At 73.0% G+C, this 20,893-nt stretch carries 21 protein-coding genes; 10 read left to right on the forward strand and 11 right to left on the reverse strand.

Annotated features, from left to right (window positions below; all coding sequences use genetic code 11):
• Positions 1-137: 137 nt before the first annotated feature.
• From ACEPPI_RS31810 to ACEPPI_RS31830, 5 genes are all read right to left on the reverse strand, one after another.
• Positions 138-1,109 carry an acyl-ACP desaturase gene (locus ACEPPI_RS31810; RefSeq protein ID WP_373918720.1) on the reverse strand — a complete coding sequence of 324 codons (972 nt, stop codon included), beginning with the start codon at positions 1,107-1,109 and terminating at the stop codon, positions 138-140.
• Positions 1,110-1,275: 166 nt separating this feature from the next.
• Positions 1,276-1,629 (reverse strand): hypothetical protein, encoded by a 354-nt coding sequence (locus tag ACEPPI_RS31815; RefSeq protein ID WP_373918721.1) that lies wholly within the window; start codon positions 1,627-1,629, stop codon positions 1,276-1,278.
• A gap of 279 nt (positions 1,630-1,908) precedes the next feature.
• Entirely contained in the window at positions 1,909-3,549 is a 1,641-nt protein-coding gene (locus ACEPPI_RS31820) for an ABC-F family ATP-binding cassette domain-containing protein (protein WP_373918722.1), read from the reverse strand.
• A gap of 256 nt (positions 3,550-3,805) precedes the next feature.
• On the reverse strand, positions 3,806-4,222 hold the full coding sequence (locus ACEPPI_RS31825; RefSeq protein WP_266843793.1) for an SsgA family sporulation/cell division regulator: 417 nt from the start codon (positions 4,220-4,222) through the stop codon (positions 3,806-3,808).
• A 180-nt stretch (positions 4,223-4,402) separates the two neighbouring features.
• A complete protein-coding gene (locus ACEPPI_RS31830; protein WP_373918723.1) occupies positions 4,403-4,816 on the reverse strand; it encodes a (4Fe-4S)-binding protein in 414 nt (137 codons plus the stop codon).
• Positions 4,817-4,911: 95 nt separating this feature from the next.
• On the opposite strand from ACEPPI_RS31830, the gene ACEPPI_RS31835 reads away from it, so the two are divergent.
• Positions 4,912-5,997, forward strand: coding sequence for a WD40/YVTN/BNR-like repeat-containing protein (locus ACEPPI_RS31835; RefSeq protein ID WP_373918724.1), 1,086 nt, complete (start codon positions 4,912-4,914; stop codon positions 5,995-5,997).
• A gap of 258 nt (positions 5,998-6,255) precedes the next feature.
• On the opposite strand, the gene ACEPPI_RS31840 is transcribed toward ACEPPI_RS31835, so the two are convergent.
• Positions 6,256-6,555 carry a YciI family protein gene (locus ACEPPI_RS31840; protein WP_373918725.1) on the reverse strand — a complete coding sequence of 100 codons (300 nt, stop codon included), beginning with the start codon at positions 6,553-6,555 and terminating at the stop codon, positions 6,256-6,258.
• 25 nt (positions 6,556-6,580) lie between these two features.
• On the opposite strand from ACEPPI_RS31840, the gene ACEPPI_RS31845 reads away from it, so the two are divergent.
• Positions 6,581-7,258 (forward strand): endonuclease V, encoded by a 678-nt coding sequence (locus ACEPPI_RS31845; RefSeq protein ID WP_373918726.1) that lies wholly within the window; start codon positions 6,581-6,583, stop codon positions 7,256-7,258.
• A gap of 24 nt (positions 7,259-7,282) precedes the next feature.
• Here ACEPPI_RS31845 and ACEPPI_RS31850 read toward each other — a convergent pair whose 3' ends face one another.
• Positions 7,283-8,482 (reverse strand): trans-acting enoyl reductase family protein, encoded by a 1,200-nt coding sequence (locus ACEPPI_RS31850; RefSeq protein ID WP_373918727.1) that lies wholly within the window; start codon positions 8,480-8,482, stop codon positions 7,283-7,285.
• A 106-nt stretch (positions 8,483-8,588) separates the two neighbouring features.
• On the opposite strand from ACEPPI_RS31850, the gene ACEPPI_RS31855 reads away from it, so the two are divergent.
• From ACEPPI_RS31855 to ACEPPI_RS31880, 6 genes are all read left to right on the forward strand, one after another.
• Positions 8,589-8,996, forward strand: coding sequence for an MmcQ/YjbR family DNA-binding protein (locus ACEPPI_RS31855; protein WP_373918728.1), 408 nt, complete (start codon positions 8,589-8,591; stop codon positions 8,994-8,996).
• 114 nt (positions 8,997-9,110) lie between these two features.
• Positions 9,111-10,310, forward strand: a complete 1,200-nt coding sequence (locus ACEPPI_RS31860; protein WP_373918730.1) for a CaiB/BaiF CoA transferase family protein — start codon at positions 9,111-9,113, stop codon at positions 10,308-10,310.
• Positions 10,310-11,335, forward strand: a complete 1,026-nt coding sequence (locus ACEPPI_RS31865; protein ID WP_373918731.1) for an LLM class F420-dependent oxidoreductase — start codon at positions 10,310-10,312, stop codon at positions 11,333-11,335. The genes ACEPPI_RS31860 and ACEPPI_RS31865 overlap by 1 nt, the downstream gene beginning before the upstream one ends.
• A 13-nt stretch (positions 11,336-11,348) precedes the next feature.
• Positions 11,349-12,491 carry an acyl-CoA dehydrogenase family protein gene (locus ACEPPI_RS31870; RefSeq protein WP_373918732.1) on the forward strand — a complete coding sequence of 381 codons (1,143 nt, stop codon included), beginning with the start codon at positions 11,349-11,351 and terminating at the stop codon, positions 12,489-12,491.
• Positions 12,492-12,517: 26 nt separating this feature from the next.
• Positions 12,518-13,732: an acetyl-CoA C-acetyltransferase gene (locus tag ACEPPI_RS31875; RefSeq protein ID WP_030224794.1), complete on the forward strand. Its 1,215-nt coding sequence runs from the start codon at positions 12,518-12,520 to the stop codon at positions 13,730-13,732.
• A gap of 192 nt (positions 13,733-13,924) precedes the next feature.
• Positions 13,925-16,096, forward strand: a complete 2,172-nt coding sequence (locus tag ACEPPI_RS31880) for a 3-hydroxyacyl-CoA dehydrogenase NAD-binding domain-containing protein (RefSeq protein ID WP_373918733.1) — start codon at positions 13,925-13,927, stop codon at positions 16,094-16,096.
• 63 nt (positions 16,097-16,159) lie between these two features.
• Here ACEPPI_RS31880 and ACEPPI_RS31885 read toward each other — a convergent pair whose 3' ends face one another.
• On the reverse strand, positions 16,160-16,828 hold the full coding sequence (locus ACEPPI_RS31885) for a 1,4-alpha-glucan branching protein (RefSeq protein ID WP_373918734.1): 669 nt from the start codon (positions 16,826-16,828) through the stop codon (positions 16,160-16,162).
• Positions 16,829-16,838: 10 nt separating this feature from the next.
• Complete coding sequence (locus ACEPPI_RS31890; RefSeq protein WP_373918735.1) at positions 16,839-17,567, reverse strand: MerR family transcriptional regulator; 729 nt, start codon at positions 17,565-17,567, stop codon at positions 16,839-16,841.
• Between the two features lie 85 nt (positions 17,568-17,652).
• Here ACEPPI_RS31890 and ACEPPI_RS31895 point away from each other — a divergent pair, with 85 nt between their 5' ends.
• Positions 17,653-19,479 carry a long-chain fatty acid--CoA ligase gene (locus ACEPPI_RS31895; RefSeq protein WP_373918736.1) on the forward strand — a complete coding sequence of 609 codons (1,827 nt, stop codon included), beginning with the start codon at positions 17,653-17,655 and terminating at the stop codon, positions 19,477-19,479.
• Between the two features lie 49 nt (positions 19,480-19,528).
• On the forward strand, positions 19,529-19,753 hold the full coding sequence (locus ACEPPI_RS31900) for a hypothetical protein (RefSeq protein ID WP_373918737.1): 225 nt from the start codon (positions 19,529-19,531) through the stop codon (positions 19,751-19,753).
• Between the two features lie 384 nt (positions 19,754-20,137).
• On the opposite strand, the gene ACEPPI_RS31905 is transcribed toward ACEPPI_RS31900, so the two are convergent.
• Together ACEPPI_RS31905 and ACEPPI_RS31910 are read right to left on the reverse strand one after the other, a co-directional pair.
• Positions 20,138-20,434 (reverse strand): hypothetical protein, encoded by a 297-nt coding sequence (locus tag ACEPPI_RS31905; protein ID WP_373918738.1) that lies wholly within the window; start codon positions 20,432-20,434, stop codon positions 20,138-20,140.
• A gap of 114 nt (positions 20,435-20,548) precedes the next feature.
• Positions 20,549-20,869 carry a DUF6415 family natural product biosynthesis protein gene (locus ACEPPI_RS31910; RefSeq protein WP_373918739.1) on the reverse strand — a complete coding sequence of 107 codons (321 nt, stop codon included), beginning with the start codon at positions 20,867-20,869 and terminating at the stop codon, positions 20,549-20,551.
• Positions 20,870-20,893 lie beyond the last annotated feature (24 nt).

The raw sequence follows: 20,893 nt of genomic DNA on the forward strand, positions 1-20,893 counted from the left end.
CCCCCCCCCCCCCCCCCCCCCCCCCCCCCCCCCCCCCCCCCCCCCCCCCCCCCCCCCCCCCCCCCCGCCCCGGCCGCCCCCGCGTCCGGACGGACGGACCGACCGGACCCCTCGCGCGGGCCGGTCGTCGGTTTCGGTCAGCCCTTGCGGGCGGCCAGGCGCGCGGCGCGGGCGGCCAGGCGCTCGTCGAACTTGCGGGCCTCGGAGTCCAGCCCGTTCATGAAGAGCCCGAGCTCCTCCTGGGCCTTCTGGCCGTCGGGGCCCAGCCCGTCGATGTCCATGATCTTGAGGAAGCGGATCACGGGGCTCAGCACGTCGTCGTGGTGGATCCGCAGGTTGTAGACCCCGCCGATCGCCATCTGTGCGGCCATCCGCTCGAAGCCGGGCATGCCGTGTCCGGGCATCCGGAAGTTGACGACCACGTCCCGCACGGCCTGCATCGTCAGGTCCGGGGCGATCTCGAAGGCGGCGCCCAGCAGGTTGCGGTAGAAGATCATGTGCAGGTTCTCGTCCTGCGCGATGCGCGCCAGCATCCGGTCGCAGACCGGGTCACCGGACTGGTGGCCGGTGTTGCGGTGCGAGATGCGCGTCGCGAGCTCCTGGAAGGCGACGTAGGCCACCGAGTGCAGCATCGAGTGGGCGTTGTCGGACTCGAAGCCCTCCGACATGTGCTGCATCCGGAACGCTTCCAGCTTGTCCGGGTCCACGGCGCGCGAGGCCAGCAGGTAGTCGCGCATCACGATGCCGTGGCGGCCCTCCTCGGCGGTCCAGCGGTGCACCCAGGTGCCCCATGCGCCGTTGCGGCCGAAAAGGCTCGCGATCTCGTGGTGGTAGCTGGGGAGGTTGTCCTCGGTCAGCAGGTTGACGACCAGCGCGATCTTGCCGATGTCGGTGACCTTGGACTGCTGGGGGTCCCAGGCCTCGCCGTCCTCGAAGAGGGCGGGGAAGTTCCGGCCGTCGCTCCACGGGACGTACTCGTGGGGCATCCAGTCCTTGGTGACCTTCAGGTGGCGGTTGAGTTCCTTCTCGACCACCTCTTCCAGCGCGTACAGCAGCTTGGCGTCGGTCCACGCCTCCGAGCTGCCGAGGTGGGGAGAGGTGATCGTCACGGGTGCTCCTGGGGACAAAGCGAATTACCTACGGTTCCGTAGCCTACGGAGTCGTAGGTTAAGCGCGACATCAAGGCCAGCCAAGCCCCAGGCGTCGATATGTCCGGTTACGTCTGGTTATTTATGCAGTTTGTGAGGGCGTTCCGGGGCTTCAGAAAGGTGAGATTCACGCCAGAAGGTGATCGACGGCTTCCGCTTTGACGGTCGGGAGTGGTGTGCGGAGCACTTCGGGCGGACCGGTGACGCGGTTCTCGGAGCCCGTGGTTTCGATGTGGGCCGCACCGTCGTCGTCCCGGCCGGAGCGGAAACGGTTCGCGGCCCCGCCGCGGAGGGCCCCGGCCCGCGCCGGGCCGGCCGCGGTGGTGGTCGTGCGCGTGCCCGTCGCGGCTCCCCGTCGGCCGGCCGGGACGGGCGTCCGACGGTCCCGGGCGACGGCGCGGACGGCGTCGCGCGAGCCGGTGGCGGGCGGGGCCGGCGTGCTCGGGCGCTCCGCCGGGCCGTGGTGGCGTGACGGCTTCATGTGCGAATCGAGCGGCGTCGGGCGTGCGGTGTCCGGCCGGCCGATCGCCGCGACGGCGCACGCGGGGGAAGGACCGGCTCCCGGGAAGCCGCCGACCGCGAACGGAATCTCCGACGCCGCCCCCGCGGCAAGGTCGCGCAACGTATCTGCGCGGCGAGCGCCGTGAGGCCCGGCCCCACAGGCCCCGGGGTCTGTGGGCGGGGATCCGTGCCTGCCGCGCCGCCGCTCGGCGGGTTCAAGGTCCGGGGCCGGTGGCCCGCCCGGTGCCCCGGTCGGCGCTCACGCGTGCCACCGTGACTCCCTGACCTCCTCGGCGCAGGTGGGGCGCAGTGTGCCGTCGAGCAGCAGCCACCGCGTGATGCCGATGGACTCCAGGAACGGCACGTCGTGGCTCGCCACCACCAGGGCGCCCTCGTACGCCTCCAGGGCGCCGGCGAGCTGCCGGACGCTCGCCAGGTCGAGGTTGTTCGTCGGCTCGTCCAGCATCAGCAGCCGGGGCGCCGGCTCCGCCAGCAGCAGCGCCGCCAGCGTCGCCCGGAAGCGTTCGCCGCCCGAGAGGGTGCCGGCCGCCCGGTCCGCCCGGGCGCCCCGGAACAGGAAGTGCGCCAGCCGCGCCCGGATCTGGTTGTCCGTGGCCTGCGGCGCGAACCGCGCCACGTTCTGCACGACCGAGCACTCGTCGTCCAGGACGTCGAGCCGCTGCGGCAGGAAGCGCGCCGGTACGTGCGTGACCGCCTCGCCGGACACCGGGGGCAGCAGCCCCGCGACGGTCCGCAGCAGGGTGGTCTTGCCCGAGCCGTTGCCGCCGACCAGGGCGATCCGCTCCGGGCCGCGCACCTCCCACTCGCCCGGGGCCGAGGCCCCGTGGGCGAGCTGCAGATCGCTCAGGGTGAGGACCCGACGGCCCGGCGGCACCCCGGTGGCGGGCAGTTCGATGCGGATCTCGGCGTCGTCGCGGACCGCCTCCGCCGCCTGGTCCAGCCGCTCGCGGGCGTCCGCCAGCCGCTCGGTGTGCAGGATCCGGTGCTTGCCGGCCGATTCCTGGGCGGCGCGTTTGCGGGCACCCATGACGATCTTCGGCTCGCGCTTGGTGTCGTACATCTTCTGGCCGTACCGCTTGCGCCGCGCCAATGTGAGGTGGGCGTCGGACAGTTCGCGCTTCTGGCGCTGTACGTCGGCCTCGGCGGCCCGGACCGTCCGCTCGGCCGCCTCCTGTTCCGTGGCGAGCATCCGCTCGTAGGCGCTGAAGTTGCCTCCGTACCAGTGGACTTCGCCGTCGTGCAGATCGGCGATCTGGTCGACCCGTTCCAGCAGCTCCCGGTCGTGGCTGACCAGGACCATCACCCCGGACCAGGACTCGACGGCCGCGTAAAGGTGCTGCCGGGCCCTCAGGTCCAGATTGTTGGTCGGTTCGTCGAGCAGCAGCACGTCCGGGCGGGCGAGCAGCAGCGCCGCGAGCCGCAGCAGGACGCACTCGCCGCCCGACAGTTCGCCGACGGTGCGGTCCAGGCCGATCCTGGCGAGCCCGAGCTGGTCGAGCGTGGCCAGGGCCCGCTCCTCCACGTCCCAGTCGTCGCCCACGGCGGCGAAGTTCGCCTCGGTGGCCTCGCCCGCCTCGATGGCGTGGAGGGCGGTGCGGGTGGCGCGGATGCCGAGCGCCTCGTCCACGCGCAGGGTGGTGTCGAGGGTGGCGTCCTGGGGGAGGTGGCCGAGGGTCCCGGCGACGGAGATCCGTCCGGCGGACGGGGTCAGTTCGCCGGCGGCGAGCTTCAACAGGGTGGACTTCCCGCACCCGTTGAGCCCGATCAGGCCGGTGCGGCCGGGGCCGACGGTCAGCTGGAACCCGTCGAAGACGGGGGTTCCGTCGGGCCAGTCGAAGGACAGGGCGGAGCAGGAGAGAAAGGCAGAGGGGTGACTCATGGAGGCCTCCAGGTTGCGTGAGTGGTGAGTGCAACGCGGGGAGACAGCCGACGTGTCGGTCACAGGGATGTGGTGGCGGTCGGTGTCTCGGACCTCAGAAGAGCAACGTCCTACTCCGTTTCGGCGGGGATGGGGCGTTCACGACGGTACGGACCGTCGCCGGCGCACGCAAACGAATTGGGGCCGCTCCCCGTGGACCGCGCCGGGCGGGCGCGGTCCACGGGCAACGGCCCGGGGTCGAACGGACGGGGGAGGGTCAGCAGGAGCCCCGCATCAGCTCGTCCAGGCTCTGGTCCATGTCGAGGTACATGTGCTCCAGCCCCGGTGGCACCACGGCGGAGGCCCGTTCCAGGAACCGCTGGAGTTCGGCCGTCAGCATCAGCACGATCGCGACGCCCTCCGGCGCGTGGAACTCCACCGTCGTCCGGTCCCCGTCGTACGGCCGCACCCGCACGTCGCCGCAGCCGGCCGGGTGCTGGAGGCCGGAGGTCAGCAGCTCGCGGGCGAAGGTCCACGAGACCTCGACGCCCTCCAGCGTGGCCGGCGCGGGGAAGGCCATGCGGACGGCGAAGGGATCCGCACGGTCGTAGCAGAGGGTGACGGGCACGGTCTCGACCTTCGGCGCGGTGGCGACCAGACGGGCCTGCACGGCCTGCTCGATGACAGTGATCAAGGCTCACTCCCTTGCGGCGGATCTGCGGCCGGGCTGTGGGGGTGGGACCCGGCAACCGGATAGACGCCGGAATCGGCAAATCCGTGCACGGCGGATGACGTGAGCTGTGTCACCGATTGGCCTGATCTCCCCTGTGTGATCACACAGGGCGAGGGCGGTATCAGCCCGGACGCAGGGTCGTCAGTCGGCGCCGCAGGCCCCGGAGTGATCGCAATAAGGCTGGTTACCGCTCACTCCACAGGCGCAAAGGACCACCCGGGTCTCCTGGTGCGCACGACCGTCCGGGGTGGTCACGCTGAGTTCCCCCCGCAGCACCAACTGGCCGACGGGGGACCGCGCGACGCTTGTCGGCCGGTCCCCCTCCTCCGCCGGGCCCCCGGACAGCAGGTACTGGAGCGCGCCCGACGGGCAGCGCCGGACCACCTCGGCGACCCGCTCCGGCCCGGACCCGTCGGGATCGATCCACGGGCGCCGCCCGGTGTCGAACACCTCGGGCAGGCCGCGGACGCACTCCGCCGCGTGCAGGCACCGCCCGGAGTCGTAGGTGACGGTGACGCTCTTGCCTTCGTAGGCCTTCGGTCCTTTGGAGGGCATGGCCCCACAGTAGGAACGCGCGGCTCCCGACGCACCCTGGACGGCGGATGTGGGGTGCGTTAGCTTCCCGCGCCATGAGACTTCTGGGAGTTGGCATGTGCGCGGCAGCCCTGCTGGTGGGGCTGGCCGTCGCGCCGGCGCAGGCGGACGCCGGAGCGGGAGACACCCCCGGTGCGGGATTACGGGGCGCCGGCTGGGTGCTGAAGACGACCGGCAAGGAGGCCCGGTTCCGCGGGCTCGCGGCCGTCAGCCGCAGCACGGCCTGGGTGGCCGGCACCAAGGGGACCGTGCTGCGCACCGGCGACGGCGGACGCAGCTGGCAGGACGTGTCACCGCCGGGGGCGGTCGCCGAGGGACTGGAGCTGCGCGACATCGAGGCCTTCGACGCGCGGCGGGCGGTCGCCCTGTCCATCGGCGAGGGCGAGGCTTCGCGGGTGCTGCGCACCGAGGACGGCGGCGCCACCTGGACCGAGACCTTCCGCAACCCCGATCCGCGGGCCTTCTACGACTGCCTCACCTTCCTCGACGCCCGGCACGGACTGGCGATGAGCGACCCGGTGGACGGGAAGTTCCGCATCCTGGCCACGGACGACGGCGGCCGCAGCTGGCGGGTGCTGCCGGATGCGGGAATGCCGGCGGCCCTGCCGGGCGAGGCGGCCTTCGCGGCGAGCGGGCAGTGCCTGGTGGCCTCCGGGCCGCGCGACGTCTGGCTGGCCACCGGAGGCGGCCCGGTCGCCCGGGTGCTGCACTCCTCGGACCGGGGGCTGACCTGGCGGGCCGCCGACTCCACCGTCCCGGCCGGCGACCCGGCCCGCGGGGTCTTCGCCCTGGCCTTCCGCGACCGTACGACGGGCCTCGCGGTCGGCGGCGACTACCGCGCCGGCCAGGCCTCGCCGCAGGCCGCCGCCCGCACCGCCGACGCGGGCCGGGGCTGGAGCCGGGCGGCCACCCCGCCGCCCGCCTACCGCTCGGGCGCGGCCTGGATCCCGTACGGTCGCTCGACCGCGTTGGCGGTGGGCCCGACGGGCACGGACGTCACCACGGACGCGGGCCGCACCTGGCGGACCCTGGACGCGGGCTCCTACGACACCGTCGACTGCACGGCCGACGGCGGCTGCTGGGCGGCGGGGGAGAAGGGGCGGGTGGCCCGGCTGGAGGTGCTCAGGGCGCCGGGCCGGTGAGCGGGTCCCCGATGAACAGGTCCGTGCCCGGGTAGCGGCCGGCGGTGAACCCGGTGGCCGGCAGGTGCTCGCCCGTCGGGGACGGGCACGGGAACCGCCCGCACCGGTCGGCGCACACGCCGGACCGGCCCGCCGCCGGCCCCCGGACAGCGGGGGCGCGCGGGCCCGGTCCGGGGCTGCCGATACGGACGGAACTGCCGATACGGGCGGGGCCGCCGGTACCGACGGGGTCGGTCCGGGTGGGGCGGGCGGGGAGGCTCAGGCGGGCAGGGTCTCGCGGACCGCGGCCAGGTCGGAGGAGGTCTTCGTGGCGATGAACTCGGTGATGCGGTAGGCGCAGACGCCCGCCACCGTGAAGGGGTCCTCGGCCGCGATCTTCTCGACCTCGGCGCGGGAGACGCCCGCGGCCAGGATGATCCCGCCCTCGCGCGGGACCTTGCGGCCCGAGGCGAGGAAGACGCCGGACGCGTAGTACCCGTCCAGCCAGGCGAGGTGGGCGTCCATCTCCTCCTCGACGGATTCGACGGGCGCGGTGTAGGTGAGCTCCATGACGAACATGATCGCCAGGCTACTCTCGCACTCCATGACGACTGTGAAGACCCCCGCCGACGAGGCCGAGGCCCGCGCCATACAGGACGAACTCCGCGACCGGGTCGTGCTCGACGAGCCCGGCCCGCTCCCCGGCCGGGGACTGGTCGCCGGAGTGGACGTGGCCTACGACGACGAGCGCGACCTCGTCGCCGCCGCGGCCGTCGTCCTCGACGCCGCCACCCTGGAGCCGGTCGGCGAGGCGACCGCCGTCGGGCACGTGAGCTTCCCGTACGTACCCGGGCTGCTGGCCTTCCGCGAACTGCCGACCGTACTGGCGGCCCTCGACGCCCTCACGGTCGTCCCGGACCTCGTCGTCTGCGACGGCTACGGCCTGGCCCACCCCCGCGGCTTCGGCCTCGCCTGCCACCTCGGGGTGGTCACCGGGCTGCCGAGCATGGGCGTGGCCAAGAACCCGTTCACCTTCTCCTACGAGGAACCGGGCGCCCGGCGCGGCGACTCCTCCCCGCTCCTGGCGCCCGACGGCGCCGTCGTCGGGCGGGCGCTGCGCACCCGGGACGGGGTCAAGCCGGTGTACGTGTCCGTGGGCCACCGGGTCTCGCTGGACAACGCCTGTGCCCACGCCCTCGCTCTGAGCCCCGCGTACCGGATCCCCGAGACCACCCGGCGGGCCGACTCGCTGTGCCGGCGCGCCCTGCGCGAGGCCTCCTGACGGCCGGCCCGCCACGGTGGCGCGTCAGCGCGAGTCGGCCACCCGGAAGCGGATCCCCGCCTTCTGGAGCCGCTCCAGCAGGGCGTCTCCCATCGCCACCGCCGTGGTGAGCTGGCCGGCCCGCTCCGGCAGGGCGTCCTGGGCCAGGCAGAGCGCGGACTCGGCCAGCATCTTCGCGGTCTCCCCGTAGCCGGGGTCCCCGCCCGACACCTCGGTGAAGACCCGCCGCCCGCCGCCCTCGCCGACGAACCGGAGCGTGAACCAGCTGCGCGCGCGGCGCTGCGCGTCGGGCCCGCTGCCCGGCTCCCAACGGTCCATCAGCCACCGCCGGGCGGCCGGGACCTGAGCCAGGGCCACCGTCGCGCCCATGGCCGCCGTCCCGCCGAGGGCGACCGGGAGGTGGCGCACGGAGGCGTAGTGCCGGTAGCGGAAGTCCGGCCCGTACCGCTCCAGGGCCGCCGCCGACCGGGCCACGACGGCCGGGTCCAGGGTGGGCAGCGGCAGGGCCCAGGTCCCGGTCTCCCGGCTGAAGCGCGGGGCGCCCACGGGACCCCGTACCCGGCGGTCCGGCAGGCGCGGCTGGTGCAGTCTGCGGGCACGCGCGGCGGCCAGGGTCTGCGGGCCCCGCCCCAGCGCGGTCAGGGCGGAGGCGAGCGTACCTCCGGAGAAGAGCGCGTTGGAGCGGACGAAGCCGTCCACCCGCAGGGGCACCCCGATGGGCAGCCGGCGCACCGTGAAGTACGCCCCCAGGTCCGCCGGGATCGAGTCGAACCCGCAGGCGTGCACCAGGCGTGCCCCCGTCTCCCGGGCCCGCGCGTCGTGCGCGACGTACATCCGGTCGACGAACTCCGGCTCCCCGGTGAGGTCCACGTAGTCGGTGCCCTCCTCGGCGCAGGCCGCGACCAGTTCGGCCCCGTACCAGATGTACGGACCCACCGTGGTGGCCAGCACCCCGGTGGAGGCGGCGAGTTCGCGCAGGGCGCCGGTGTCGGCGGCGTCGGCCCGCAGCAGCGGCAGGCGGGCGCACGCCGGGTCGAGGGCGGCCAGCCGTTCGCGCAGCCGTTCGAGCTTGCCGAGGTCGCGGCCGGCCAGCGCCCACCGCAGACCGGCCGGGGCGTGCCGCGCGAGGTACTCGGCCGTCAGCGCCCCGACGAAGCCGGTGGCACCGAAGAGGACGACGTCGTAGGCCCGTTGCGGTCGGCTCCGCCGGACGTGCTCGTTCATGAACCGCTCCTCCCAGCTGGTATCGGTGGCTGAGGCTAGCGTGGGGGTCGGCCGCCCGTGCGAGCGGGTGACGGGCCGGTGTGACCGGTGGTGAGGAGGAACGTCGATGAAGGCTGCGGTGCGCAAGTGGGAGAAGGTGCGCGCGTTTGCCCTCGGGCTGCCCGAGGCGGTGGAGGAGCATCCCTGGGGGCCCGAGGACGGCGTGGTGAAGGTCAACAAGAAGATCTTCGTCTTCCTGGGGAACGCGGACGGCCCGGAGCCGCCCGGCCTCTCCGTGAAGCTGAAGGACGAGGCCCTGCACGGGCACGCGATGACGGCTCCCGGGGCGGCGCCCACCGGGTACGGGCTCGGCAGGGCGGGCTGGGTGTCCGTACCACTGGGGGAGAAGGGGGCCCCGTCGGCCGAGGTGCTGTGCGAATGGGTGGAGGAGAGCTACCGGACCGTCGCCCTCAAGCGGCACGCGAGGGAACTGGACGCCCGGAGCCCGGAACCGGCCACGCGGGAAATCGACTAAGCGCTTGCTCTTGTGCTGCGTGGAACACGTTCCTAGCATCGCTGGTGTTACATCAGTTGTGTCACATGTAGGCGCGGGCGCCGCGGACGCGCACACCAGGATGCTGGGGGCTCGATGGCAGTGACAGCAGGCCCGCTCGCGGGAGTACGCGTCGTCGAGCTGGCCGGCATCGGACCGGGGCCGTTCGCCGCGATGGTCCTCGCCGACCTCGGCGCGGACGTGGTGCGCGTGGACCGGCCCGGCGGCGGCGCCCTGGGCATCGACCCGGCCTACGACATCACCAACCGGGGCAAGCGCTCCGTCGTGCTCGACCTCAAGTCCGCCGAAGGCCCCGCCCGGGTGCTGGAGCTGGTCGAACGGGCCGACGTACTGATCGAGGGCTTCCGCCCCGGGGTCGCCGAGCGGCTCGGTGTCGGCCCGGCCGACTGCCACGCCCGCAACCCGAAGCTGGTCTACGGCCGGATGACCGGATGGGGCCAGGAGGGCCCGCTCGCCCACACCGCCGGGCACGACATCGCGTACATCGCCGTCACCGGCGCCCTCGGCATGATCGGCGACCCGGACGGGCCCCCGGCCGTCCCCGCCAACCTGGTCGGCGACTACGCGGGCGGCTCCCTCTACCTCGTCATCGGAGTCCTCGCCGCCCTCCAGCACGCCCGCACCCCCGGGGGCGCGGGCCAGGTGGTGGACGCCGCGATCGTCGACGGCACCGCCCACCTCACCGCCATGATCCACGGGATGGTCGCGGCCGGCGGCTGGCAGGACCGGCGCGGAGCCAACCTCCTCGACGGCGGCTGCCCCTTCTACGGCACCTACGAGACCTCCGACGGCCGGTACATGGCGGTCGGCGCGCTGGAGCAGCAGTTCTACGACACCTTCGTGGAACTCCTCGGCATCGGGGACCGGGCCGACGCCCGCAAGGACCCGGCCCGCTGGGGCGCGCTGCGCGAGGCCGTCGCCGCCCGCTTCAGGACCCGTACCCGCGCCGAGTGGACCGAGGTCTTCCAGGGCACCGACGCCTGTGTGGCCCCCGTGCTCTCCCTGCGCGAGGCGCCGCACCACCCGCACCTCGCCGCCCGCGCCACCTTCACCGACTTCGGCGGGATCACCCAGCCCGCCCCGGCGCCCCGGTTCTCCGCGACCCCGGCCGCCGTCACCGCGGGCCCCGCCCGGCCGGGCGCCGACACCGCGGCGGTGGCCCGGGACTGGGACGTGCCGGGCCTGACGGGAACAGCGACGGAATCCGGAACCGCAACGGGAGCCGGAGCCGCAACCGGAACGGAAACCGGAACACGGAAGGGCGAGGGCGCCTGATGGAACTGTCCATGCTGCTCGACTACGCGGGCGATCCCCGCAAGGCCGCCGACGAGGCCGCGGCGCTGGAGGCGGCCGGGCTCGACGCCGTGTGGGTGGCCGAGGCCTGGGGCTTCGACTCCCCGACCATCATGGGATACCTGGCGGCCCGCACCGAGCGGATGAAGATCGGCTCGGCCATCCTCAACGTGTACTCCCGCACCCCGGCGCTCATCGCCCAGACCGCCGCCGGACTGGACGCGGTCTCCGGCGGCCGGGCCCTGCTCGGCCTCGGTGCCTCCGGGCCGCAGGTGGTCGAGGGCTGGCACGGGAAGCCGTACGACAGGCCGCTCGGCCGGACCCGGGAGACCGTCGAGCTGTGCCGGCGCGTCTGGCGCCGCGAGACGATCGACCACCACGGCATCACCGACATGCCGCTGCCACCGGAGAAGGGCAGCGGGCTCGGTAAACCCCTGAAGATCCTCACCCGGCCGGTGCGCTCCGCCGTTCCCGTCTACGTCGCCTCCCTCGGCCCGGCCAACGTGCGGATGACCGCCGAGATCGCGGACGGCTGGCTGCCCACCCTCTTCATCCCGGAGAAGGCCGCCCGGGTGTGGGGCGGCCCGCTCGCCGAGGGGACGGCCAAGAGGTCCCCGGAACTCGGCCCGCTCCAGACCGTCGCCGGCGGCCTGCTGGCCATCGGCGAGGACGCGGCCGCCGCACGGGACCTCGCCCGCCCGCAGATCGCCCTGTACGTGGGCGGCATGGGCGCGCCCGGAAAGAACTTCTACAACGACCTCGCCGTCGCCTACGGGTACGGCGAGGAGGCCCGCAAGATCCAGGAGCTCTACCTCGCCGGCCGCAAGCGCGACGCCGCGGCCGCCGTCCCCGACGAGTTCTGCGAGCTCATGACCCTGTGCGGGCCCGAGGGCTACGTGCGCGAGCGCGTCGAGGCGTTCCGGGAGGCGGGCGTCACCATGCTCAACGTCACGCCCGTCGGCCCCGAGCCGGCCCGGCTGATCGAAACCGTCAAGAGCTGGCTCTAGGGGGACCGGACCGATGCAACGCCGTATCTTCGACGCCGACCACGAGGCGTTCCGCGAGACCGTCCGCACCTTCCTGAACAAGGAGGTGCTGCCGCACTACGACCAGTGGGAGAAGGACGGCATCGTCAGCCGCGAGGCCTGGCGGGCCGCGGGCCGCCAGGGCCTGCTCGGCCTCGCCGTGCCCGAGGAGTACGGGGGCGGCGGCAACCCCGACTTCCGCTACGCGGCCGTGATCGCCGAGGAGTTCACCCGGGCCGGGGCCCCCGGCCTCGCCATCGGCCTGCACAACGACATCATCGGCCCGTACCTCACCTCGCTGGCCACCGAGGAGCAGAAGCGGCGCTGGCTCCCCGGCTTCTGCTCCGGCGAGACCATCACCGCGATCGCGATGACCGAGCCGGGCGCGGGCAGCGACCTCCAGGGGATCCGCACCACCGCCGAGGACCGGGGCGACCACTGGCTGCTCAACGGCTCCAAGACCTTCATCTCCAACGGCATCCTCGCCGACCTGGTGATCGTGGTCGCCAAGACCACCCCCGAGGGCGGCGCCCACGGCCTGTCCCTGCTGGTCGTCGAGCGGGGCACGGAGGGCTTCGAGCGCGGCCGCAACCTCGACAAGATCGGCCAGAAGGCGCAGGACACCGCCGAACTCTTCTTCCACGACGTGTGCGTCCCCAAGGAGAACCTGCTCGGCGAGCAGAACGGCGCCTTCGTCCACCTGATGACCAACCTCGCGCAGGAACGCATGGGCATCGCGATGGCCGCGATCGCCGCCGCCGAACACCTGGTGGAGATCACCACGCAGTACGTGAAGGAGCGCGAGGCCTTCGGCAGGCCCCTCGCCAAGCTCCAGCACATCCGCTTCGAGATAGCGGAGATGGCCACCGAGTGCGCGGTCACCCGGGCCTTCCTCGACCGCTGCATCACCGACCACGCCAACGGCGAACTGGACCACGTCCACGCCTCGATGGCCAAGTGGTGGGCCACGGAACTCCAAAAGCGCGTCGCCGACCGCTGCCTGCAACTGCACGGCGGGTACGGCTACATGAGCGAATACCGGGTCGCCCGTGCCTTCACCGACGGCCGCATCCAGACCATCTACGGCGGCACGACCGAGATCATGAAAGAGATCATCGGCCGCTCCCTCCTCGGCTGACGCCGGACCTCAGAAAGGCTTGACTTGTGAGCACCGAAGCGTACGTGTACGACGCGATCCGCACGCCGCGCGGCCGCGGCAAGGCCAACGGCGCCCTGCACGGCACCAAGCCGATCGACCTGGTCGTCGGCCTCATCCACGCCCTGCGCGAGCGCAACCCCGGCCTGGACCCCGCCGGCATCGACGACATCGTGCTCGGCGTCGTCGGCCCCGTCGGCGACCAGGGCTCCGACATCGCACGCATCGCGGCCATCGCCGCGGGCCTCCCGGACACCGTGGCGGGCGTCCAGGAGAACCGCTTCTGTGCCTCCGGTCTGGAGGCCGTCAACCTGGCCGCCGCCAAGGTCCGCTCCGGCTGGGAGGACCTGGTCCTCGCGGGCGGCGTGGAGTCCATGTCCCGGGTCCCGATGGCCTCCGACGGCGGCGCCTGGTTCAACGACCCGATGACCAACTGGGACGTCAACTTCGTCCCGCAGGGCATCGGCGCCGACCTGATCGCCACCATCGAGGGCTTCTCCCGCCGGGACGTCGACGAGTACGCCGCCCTCTCCCAGGAGCGCGCCGCGACGGCCATCAAGGACGGCCGCTTCGCCGGGTCGGTCGTGCCGGTCACCGACCGCAACGGCCTCGTGGTCCTGGACCACGACGAGTTCGTCCGCCCGGGAACCACCGCCGACACCCTCGCCAAGCTGAAGCCCTCCTTCGCCGACATCGGCGACCTCGGCGGCTTCGACGCCGTCGCGCTGCAGAAGTACCACTGGGTGGAGAAGATCGACCACGTCCACCACGCGGGCAACTCCTCCGGCATCGTCGACGGCGCCTCCCTCGTCGCCATCGGATCCCGCGAGGCCGGTGAACGCCACGGCCTGCGCCCGCGCGCCCGGATCGTCTCGGCGGCCGTCTCCGGCTCCGAGCCCACCATCATGCTCACCGGCCCCGCCCCGGCCACCCGCAAGGCCCTCGCCAAGGCCGGGCTCACCATCGACGACATCGACCTGGTCGAGATCAACGAGGCCTTCGCCGGCGTCGTGCTGCGCTTCGTCAAGGACATGGGCCTGTCCCTCGACAAGGTCAACGTCAACGGCGGCGCCATCGCGCTCGGCCACCCGCTCGGCGCCACCGGCGCCATGATCCTCGGCACCGTCGTCGACGAGCTGGAGCGCCAGGACAAGCGCTACGGGCTCGTCACCCTCTGCGTCGGCGGCGGCATGGGCGTCGCCACCATCGTCGAACGCCTCTAGTCCCTCCCGGATCCCGCCCCGCCCGCGCGCCGGGATCCGCACCGGACGACCAGCAGCACGGCGCGGCGAAGGCCCGGCCACCGGGCCCGACCGCCGCGCGGTGCGCCCGAGCCGGACCCTCCCGGCCCCCTCCGGGCCCGGCGCCTTCCGCCCGGCCCCGCCGAACCAGACTTCCACGGAGAGACCCACCCCATGACCGAGACCCGCACCATCCGCTGGGAACAGGACGAGACCGGCATCGTCACGCTGGTCCTCGACGACCCGGACCAGTCCGCCAACACCATGAACCAGGCCTTCAAGGACTCCATCGCGGCGATCGCCGACCGCGCCGAGGCCGAGAAGGACTCCATCCGGGGCATCGTCTACACCTCCGCGAAGAAGACCTTCTTCGCGGGCGGCGACCTCAAGGACATGATCCGGCTGCGCCCCGAGGACGCGGGCCTCGCCTTCGAGACCGGCACCGCCATCAAGCGCTCGCTGCGCCGCATCGAGACCCTCGGCGTGCCCGTGGTCGCCGCGATCAACGGCGCCGCCCTCGGCGGCGGTTACGAGATCTGCCTCGCCTCCCACCACCGGATCGCCCTCGACGCGCCCGGCTCCAAGATCGGCCTGCCCGAGGTCACCCTCGGCCTGCTCCCGGCCGGCGGCGGCGTCACCCGTACCGTCCGCCTGATGGGCATCGCCGACGCGCTGCTCAAGGTCCTGCTCCAGGGCACCCAGTACACCCCGCAGCGCGCCCTCGACAACGGCCTCGTGCACGAGCTGGCCGCCACTCCCGAGGAGATGCTCGCCAAGGCCCGTGCCTTCGTCGACGCCAACCCCGAGTCGAAGCAGCCGTGGGACGTACCCGGCTACAAGATCCCCGGCGGTACCCCGTCCAACCCGCGCTTCGCCGCCAACCTCCCGGCCTTCCCGGCCAACCTCAAGAAGCAGCTGAACGGGGCCCCGTACCCGGCGCCCCGCAACATCCTGGCCTGCGCCGTCGAGGGCGCTCAGGTGGACTTCGAGACCGCGCTGACCATCGAGGCCCGGTACTTCACCGAGCTGGTCACCGGCCAGACCGCCAAGAACATGATCCAGGCGTTCTTCTTCGACCTCCAGGCCGTCAACGCCGGCCGTAGCCGCCCGCAGGGCGTCGCGCCCCGCCAGGTCAGGAAGGTCGCCGTTCTCGGCGCCGGGATGATGGGCGCCGGCATCGCCTACTCCTGCGCCCGCGCGGGCATCGAGGTGGTCCTCAAGGACGTCACCACCGAGGCCGCCGCCAAGGGCAAGGCGTACTCCGAGAAGCTCCTCGACAAGGCGCTCTCCCGGGGCCGCACCACCGAGGCCGAGCGCGCCGAGCTGCTGGCCCGGATCACCCCGACGGCCGACGCCGCCGACCTGGCGGGCTGCGACGCCGTCATCGAGGCCGTCTTCGAGGACACCGCCCTCAAGCACCGGGTGTTCCAGGAGGTCCAGGACGTCATCGCGCCCGACGCGCTGCTCTGCTCCAACACCTCCACCCTGCCGATCTCCGGGCTCGCGGAGGGCGTGAAGCGTCCCGTCGACTTCATCGGCCTGCACTTCTTCTCGCCCGTCGACAAGATGCCCCTCGTCGAGATCATCAAGGGCGAGCGCACCGGCGACGAGGCCATCGCCCGCGCCTTCGACCTGGTCCGCCAGATCAACAAGACCCCGATCGTGGTCAACGACTCGCGCGGCTTCTTCACCTCGCGCGTCATCGGCCAGTTCATCAACGAGGGCGTGGCCATGGTCGGCGAGGGCGTGGAGCCCGCCTCCGTCGAGCAGGCCGCCGCCCAGGCCGGGTACCCGGCCAAGGTGCTCTCGCTGATGGACGAGCTCACCCTCACTCTCCCGCGCAAGATCCGCAACGAGACCCGCAAGGCCGTCGAGGCCGAGGGCCGCACCTGGACCGAGCACCCCGCCGACACCGTCATCGACCGGATGGTGGACGAGTTCGGCCGCCCCGGCCGCAGCGGCGGCGGCGGCTTCTACGAGTACGACGAGACGGGCCGGCGGACCCGCATCTGGCCCGGCCTGCGCGAGCACTTCGCCAAGCCGGACGCCAGCATCCCCTTCGAGGACATGAAGGAGCGGATGCTCTTCGCCGAGGCCCTGGACACCGTCCGCTGCCTCGACGAGGGCGTGCTCACCTCGATCGCCGACGCCAACATCGGCTCCATCATGGGCATCGGCTTCCCGGCCTGGACCGGCGGCGTGATCCAGTACATCAACGGCTACGAGGGCGGCCCGGCGGGCTTCGTCGCCCGTGCCCGCGAGCTGGCCGCCACCTACGGCGAGCGCTTCACCCCGCCCGCCTCCCTCGTGGCGAAGGCCGAACGGGGCGAGACGTACGCCGACTGAGCGCGGGCACTGTGAACGGCCGCCCCGGGCCCGCGCGCGAGCGGGCCCGGGGCGCCCTCCGGCTCAGCGGCCGGCGTCGCTCAGGAACGCGAACACCCCGCGCGCGTCGGAGCCGTCCAGGGCGGTCCAGCCGGCCAGCACCTGCCCGAGGGCCCCGTCGGCGGCGGAGCCGGGGCGCAGCACCCGGGACAGGGTGAGGTCGAAGAGGGGACCCGGTTCGCCGGCCAGGCCCACCCCGACGAGGGTGGAGTCGGCGGTGTCGGTCACCTTGCCCGGCCCGGCCAGGGGCGCCGGTACGCCCGCCGACCCGGCGCGGACCTCGACGGTCGGGTCGGGGGTGTCGCTCTCGCTCTGGGCCTGCGCCGTGGCGTGGCCCGCCAGCAGCGCCAGCAACTGCTCGACCAGGACCAGGTCGTGGACGCCGTCGTAGACCCAGCGCTTCCCCAGCACCCCGTGTTCGAGCGTGCCGACCAGCCCCTCCCCGGAGCCGTCCAGCGGAGCCCCGCGGTAGGTGAGCGGGACCAGGTACGCGACCGGCCCGTCCCCGGAGGCGTCGCTGACCACCATGAACTCGATGCCCACCTCGCCCTCGGGGTCGTCGAGGCGGAAGCCGCCAGCCCGCGCGAGCCGCGAGACGTCCCCGGTCCCCCGGTACCAGGGCCTCAAGGGGAGCCAGTCGGCGAGGAGTTCGAGCTTGGTCGGGCTCAGGGTGGTGCGGTGGATGATTGCCATGACCGCGAACCTACCCGCCCTCCGGGGCGAACGCCGCCCGCAATTCCGCCTTCAGGGAGCGCTGGAACGCCGTCACCAGGGCCTGCACCACCATCGGCTGCATGTGCGCCGACAGCGCCTTCATGGACTCCACCCGCTCCGGATCGCTCTCGCCCTCGGTGAACGGTCCCCACACCTCGTCCCGGAACAGGGCGGTCAGTTCGTGCGCCGCCGTCCGCGCGTGCTCCATCAGCACCGTGCGGGCCGCGAGGATCGTCCCGTGCGCGATCGGCACGTCGAGCAGCGCGACCCCGAGCCGCAACAGCCCCACGTCCACCCGGAACCCCTCGCCCGCCTCCACGAGCACGTTCATCGCGGCGAGCCTGCCCAGGTCGGTGTCCGACAGGCTCCGCCCGGCCCGCTTCTCCAGCTCCGCCCGCGAGAACTCCCGCGCCGCGTCCGGGGCCCAGGTGGCCACCAGAGCCCGGTGGATCGCCAGATCGTGCGCGCTCAGGTCGTCGGGGAGCGCGTCCAGGTAGCGCTGGATCGCGGACAGGGTCATGCCCTGGTGCCGGAGCTCCTCGATGAGCGCCAGCCGGGACAGGTGCTCCGGTCCGTAGTGGCCCACCCGACGGGGTCCGATCACGGGAGGGGGCAAAAGCCCGCGCGTGCTGTAGAACCGTACGGTGCGGACGGTGACACCGGCCCGGGACGCCAGCTCGTCCACGGTGAGCATCGGCTCGGTCGCCCGGTCGGCCATCGTCCGCTCCTCGCTCTCTGCTCCACAGCTTGGGTTCAACAGTATTGCTGTCGCACCAACGATGTGAAACGGCCAGGAGCTGCCCATGACCACGAACCTGCGACTGCCCGGACGACCCGAAGAACTCACCCTGCCCGCCCTGCTGGTCCGCAACGCCGCCGAACACGGCGAGCTGCCCGCCCTCTCCTGGCGCGAGGGGGCCGCCGACTGGCGCACCCTCACCTGGAGCGAGGTCCGCCACGAGGTCGCCGTCCTCGCCGCGGGCTACGCGGCCCTCGGCGTCGAACGCGGCGAGCACGTCCTGCTGATGATGGGAAACCGGCCCGAACACTGGCTCAGCGACCTGGCGCTCGTCCACCTCGGCGCCGTCCCCGTCACCGTCTACGGAACCTCGGCGCCCGAGCAGATCGCCCACATAGCGCGCCACAGCCGGGCCCGGGTGGCGGTCGTCGAGGGCGTCGGCGAGCTGGCCCGCTGGGAGCCGCTGCTGCGGGACCCCACGGCGCCCCTGGAGCGGCTGGTGGTCGCCGAGGCCGCCGAGGCGGGTCCGCACACCGCGTACGCGTCCGTGCGGACGAGCGGTGCCCGGCTGCACCGGGCCGACGCCTTCGAGAAGGGCTGGCGCGAGATCCGCCCCGAGGACCCGCTGACCGTCGTCTACACCTCGGGCACCACCGGCGACCCCAAGGGCGTGCGGCTGACCCACCGCAACATCCTGCTCCAGTCGGTGCGGCTCGACCGCGACACGGACCTGCCCGAACACGCCGAGCACCTCTGCTACCTGCCCTTCGCGCACATCGCCGAGCGGATCCTCGGCATCTACCTGCCGCTGCTGCGGGCGGCCCACGTCCGGCTGGTCGCGGACCCCACCGCCGTGGCCGCCGCGGTCCGCGAACGCCACCCCGTGCAGTTCTTCGGGGTCCCCCGGGTCTGGGAGAAGCTCGCCGCCGCCGTCAAGGCCGTCCTCGCCGGGCTGCCCGACGAGCAGCAGCGGGCCATCGAGGGGGCCTGCGCCCTGGCGCGCGCCGGCGCCGGCCACCGGGAGCGCGGCGAGGAGGTGCCGGCCGCGCTCGAAGCCTCGTACGCCGAGGCGAAGGAGCGGGTGCTGGACCCGTTGCTCCGGATGGCCGGACTGGACCGGCTCGTGTGGACGGCCAGCGCCACCGCGCCGATGCCGATCGACGTGGTCCGCTTCTGGGCGGGCTGGGGGATCACGATCATGGACGCCTGGGGGCTGACGGAGACCTCCGGCGTGTGCACCGTCAACAGGCGGGACGCCTTCCGGCTGGGTTCGGTCGGCCGGCCCATCGAGGGGCTGGAGCTGAGGATCGCCGAGGACGGGGAGATCCTCACCCGCGGGGCCACCGTCTTCGACGGCTACCTGCGCCCCGACGGGACGGTCGAGAGCGCCCACGACGCCGAGGGCTGGTTCCCCACCGGGGACGTGGGCCGGCTCGACGAGGACGGCTTCCTGTGGCTGACCGACCGCAAGAAGGAACTGATCATCACCTCGACGGGCAAGAACGTCTCCCCGGCCCTGGTGGAGAACACCGTCAAGGAACACCCGCTGATCGGCCAGGCCCTCGTCCACGGCGACGGCCGCTCCTACCTGGTCGCCCTGCTGGTCCTGGACCCCGAACTGGCCCCGGCCTGGGCGGCCGCCCGGGGGATCGGGACCGCCTCCCTGGCCGAGCTCGCCGAACACCCGGCCGTCCTGGAGGAGACGGCCCGCGCGGTGGCCGCCGCCAACGCCCGGCTCAACCGCACCGAGCAGATCAAGCGCTACCGGCTGCTCGCCGAGGAATGGGGCCCGCAGACGGGGGAGTTGACCCCCTCGCTGAAACTGCGCCGACGGGTGGTCCGGGAGAAGTACGGCCCCCTGATCGAGGAGCTCTACGAGGCCCCGCGGTAGGTATCGCGGGCCCTGACCGGTTGTCAGTGGCGGGTGTCACGATCGGCCCATGAGCTTCTTCGACGGGCTGATCGTGGCCGACCCGCCCCCGGCGGCCGAACCGCCCGAATGGCACCTCGGCGCCTACGAGCCCGCTCCGCACGAGGACCACCCTCCCTCGGACTGGTTCGTCCCGGCCAGGATCCCGCAGACGGCCCGGGTCGGGGACGGACCCGACACCCGGATCGTGCTGACGGGGTGGGAACTCCCCACGGACAGCCCGCTGCGCGACTGAGCCCACGCCCGCCGAGGGGGCCCGCTTGGGGGCAACTCCCGGCCCGATCCGCACCGCACCGCACCAGGGAACCCCGGCCGACAGGGAGATTGTCGGCCGGGGCGGCGTTCGATGACTCAGGCCTCAGGCGAGAAGCGCGCGCCGCACTCGACGTTTCGAGGCGCAGCCGTTTCGAGATCCACCATCAGAGTCACCCCGGATCCATGCGGGCAAACGCGGCGTGGACGCCCTCCCGGACGTCTCACGACCTGGTGTGAACCCCAACCGGCCACCACCTCACGGAACCGAGGATCGACCCACACGCGGGGCCCTTCAGAACCTTCGCTCACCGTAACTCCTTCCTTCCGGAACGTAGTCGACTGTAGTGGGATCGGGCCGGGCGGGTCAGGCCTCGGGCGGGGCGGCGCAGGCGGATCCACCCTCTGTGCACAGCTCCCGGTACATGGCCGTGTGGAGGATGAGGGCGTGCCATCCGAGGTCGACCGGCTTGGACGGTCGCAGGTGCCGTCCCGTGGCCCGGGTCGCGGCGGCCACGAAGTTCAGAGCCTCGTCGACGATGCGGACGGCGAATGCCTCCTCGACGCCGTCGTTGTCGCGTTGTACGAGGTGGACCACCCGGGCGAATCCTTCCTCGGCGAGGAGGTGGTGGGCGGACGGCTTCAGGGCGGTGGGCGTGGTCATGCTGCTGTCCTTTCGGTTGGACGGGATGCGGCCGGGATCAGTGGGTTCCGATGACGATGACGGCGAGCGCGCCGAGCAGGATCAGGACGTACAGCAGTTGCCGCAGGCGCTCGGTCACCGAGCCCGACTCGGCCGCTCGATGCTCGCGAGCATGTTCCGCAGGATGCGGGCCAGGACGCGCGCGTGGTTCCAGGCCGCGTGGTCACCCCGCCCCGGCGGGCCGGCATCGACGAAGTACGACCACTCCGTGAGGGCCGCGTGGGCGCGCTCCGTCCGTCGTCCGGGCGGGGTTGCGGAGACCTGGGCGTACAGGGCCTGCCCGCTCGCGACCAACTCGGCGGTGAGACGGGCGACGCCCTCGGCGTCGGGCCGTTGCGAGTAGGGGGCCAGTGCCTGCCCGAGGAGTTCCTCGATCTGCGTCTCGCCGGAATGCATGGTGATGCTCCCTACCGTCGGCAG

Origin of the sequence: Streptomyces sp. AB3(2024), from assembly GCF_041862025.1 — a bacterium.
Lineage (GTDB): Bacteria > Actinomycetota > Actinomycetes > Streptomycetales > Streptomycetaceae > Streptomyces.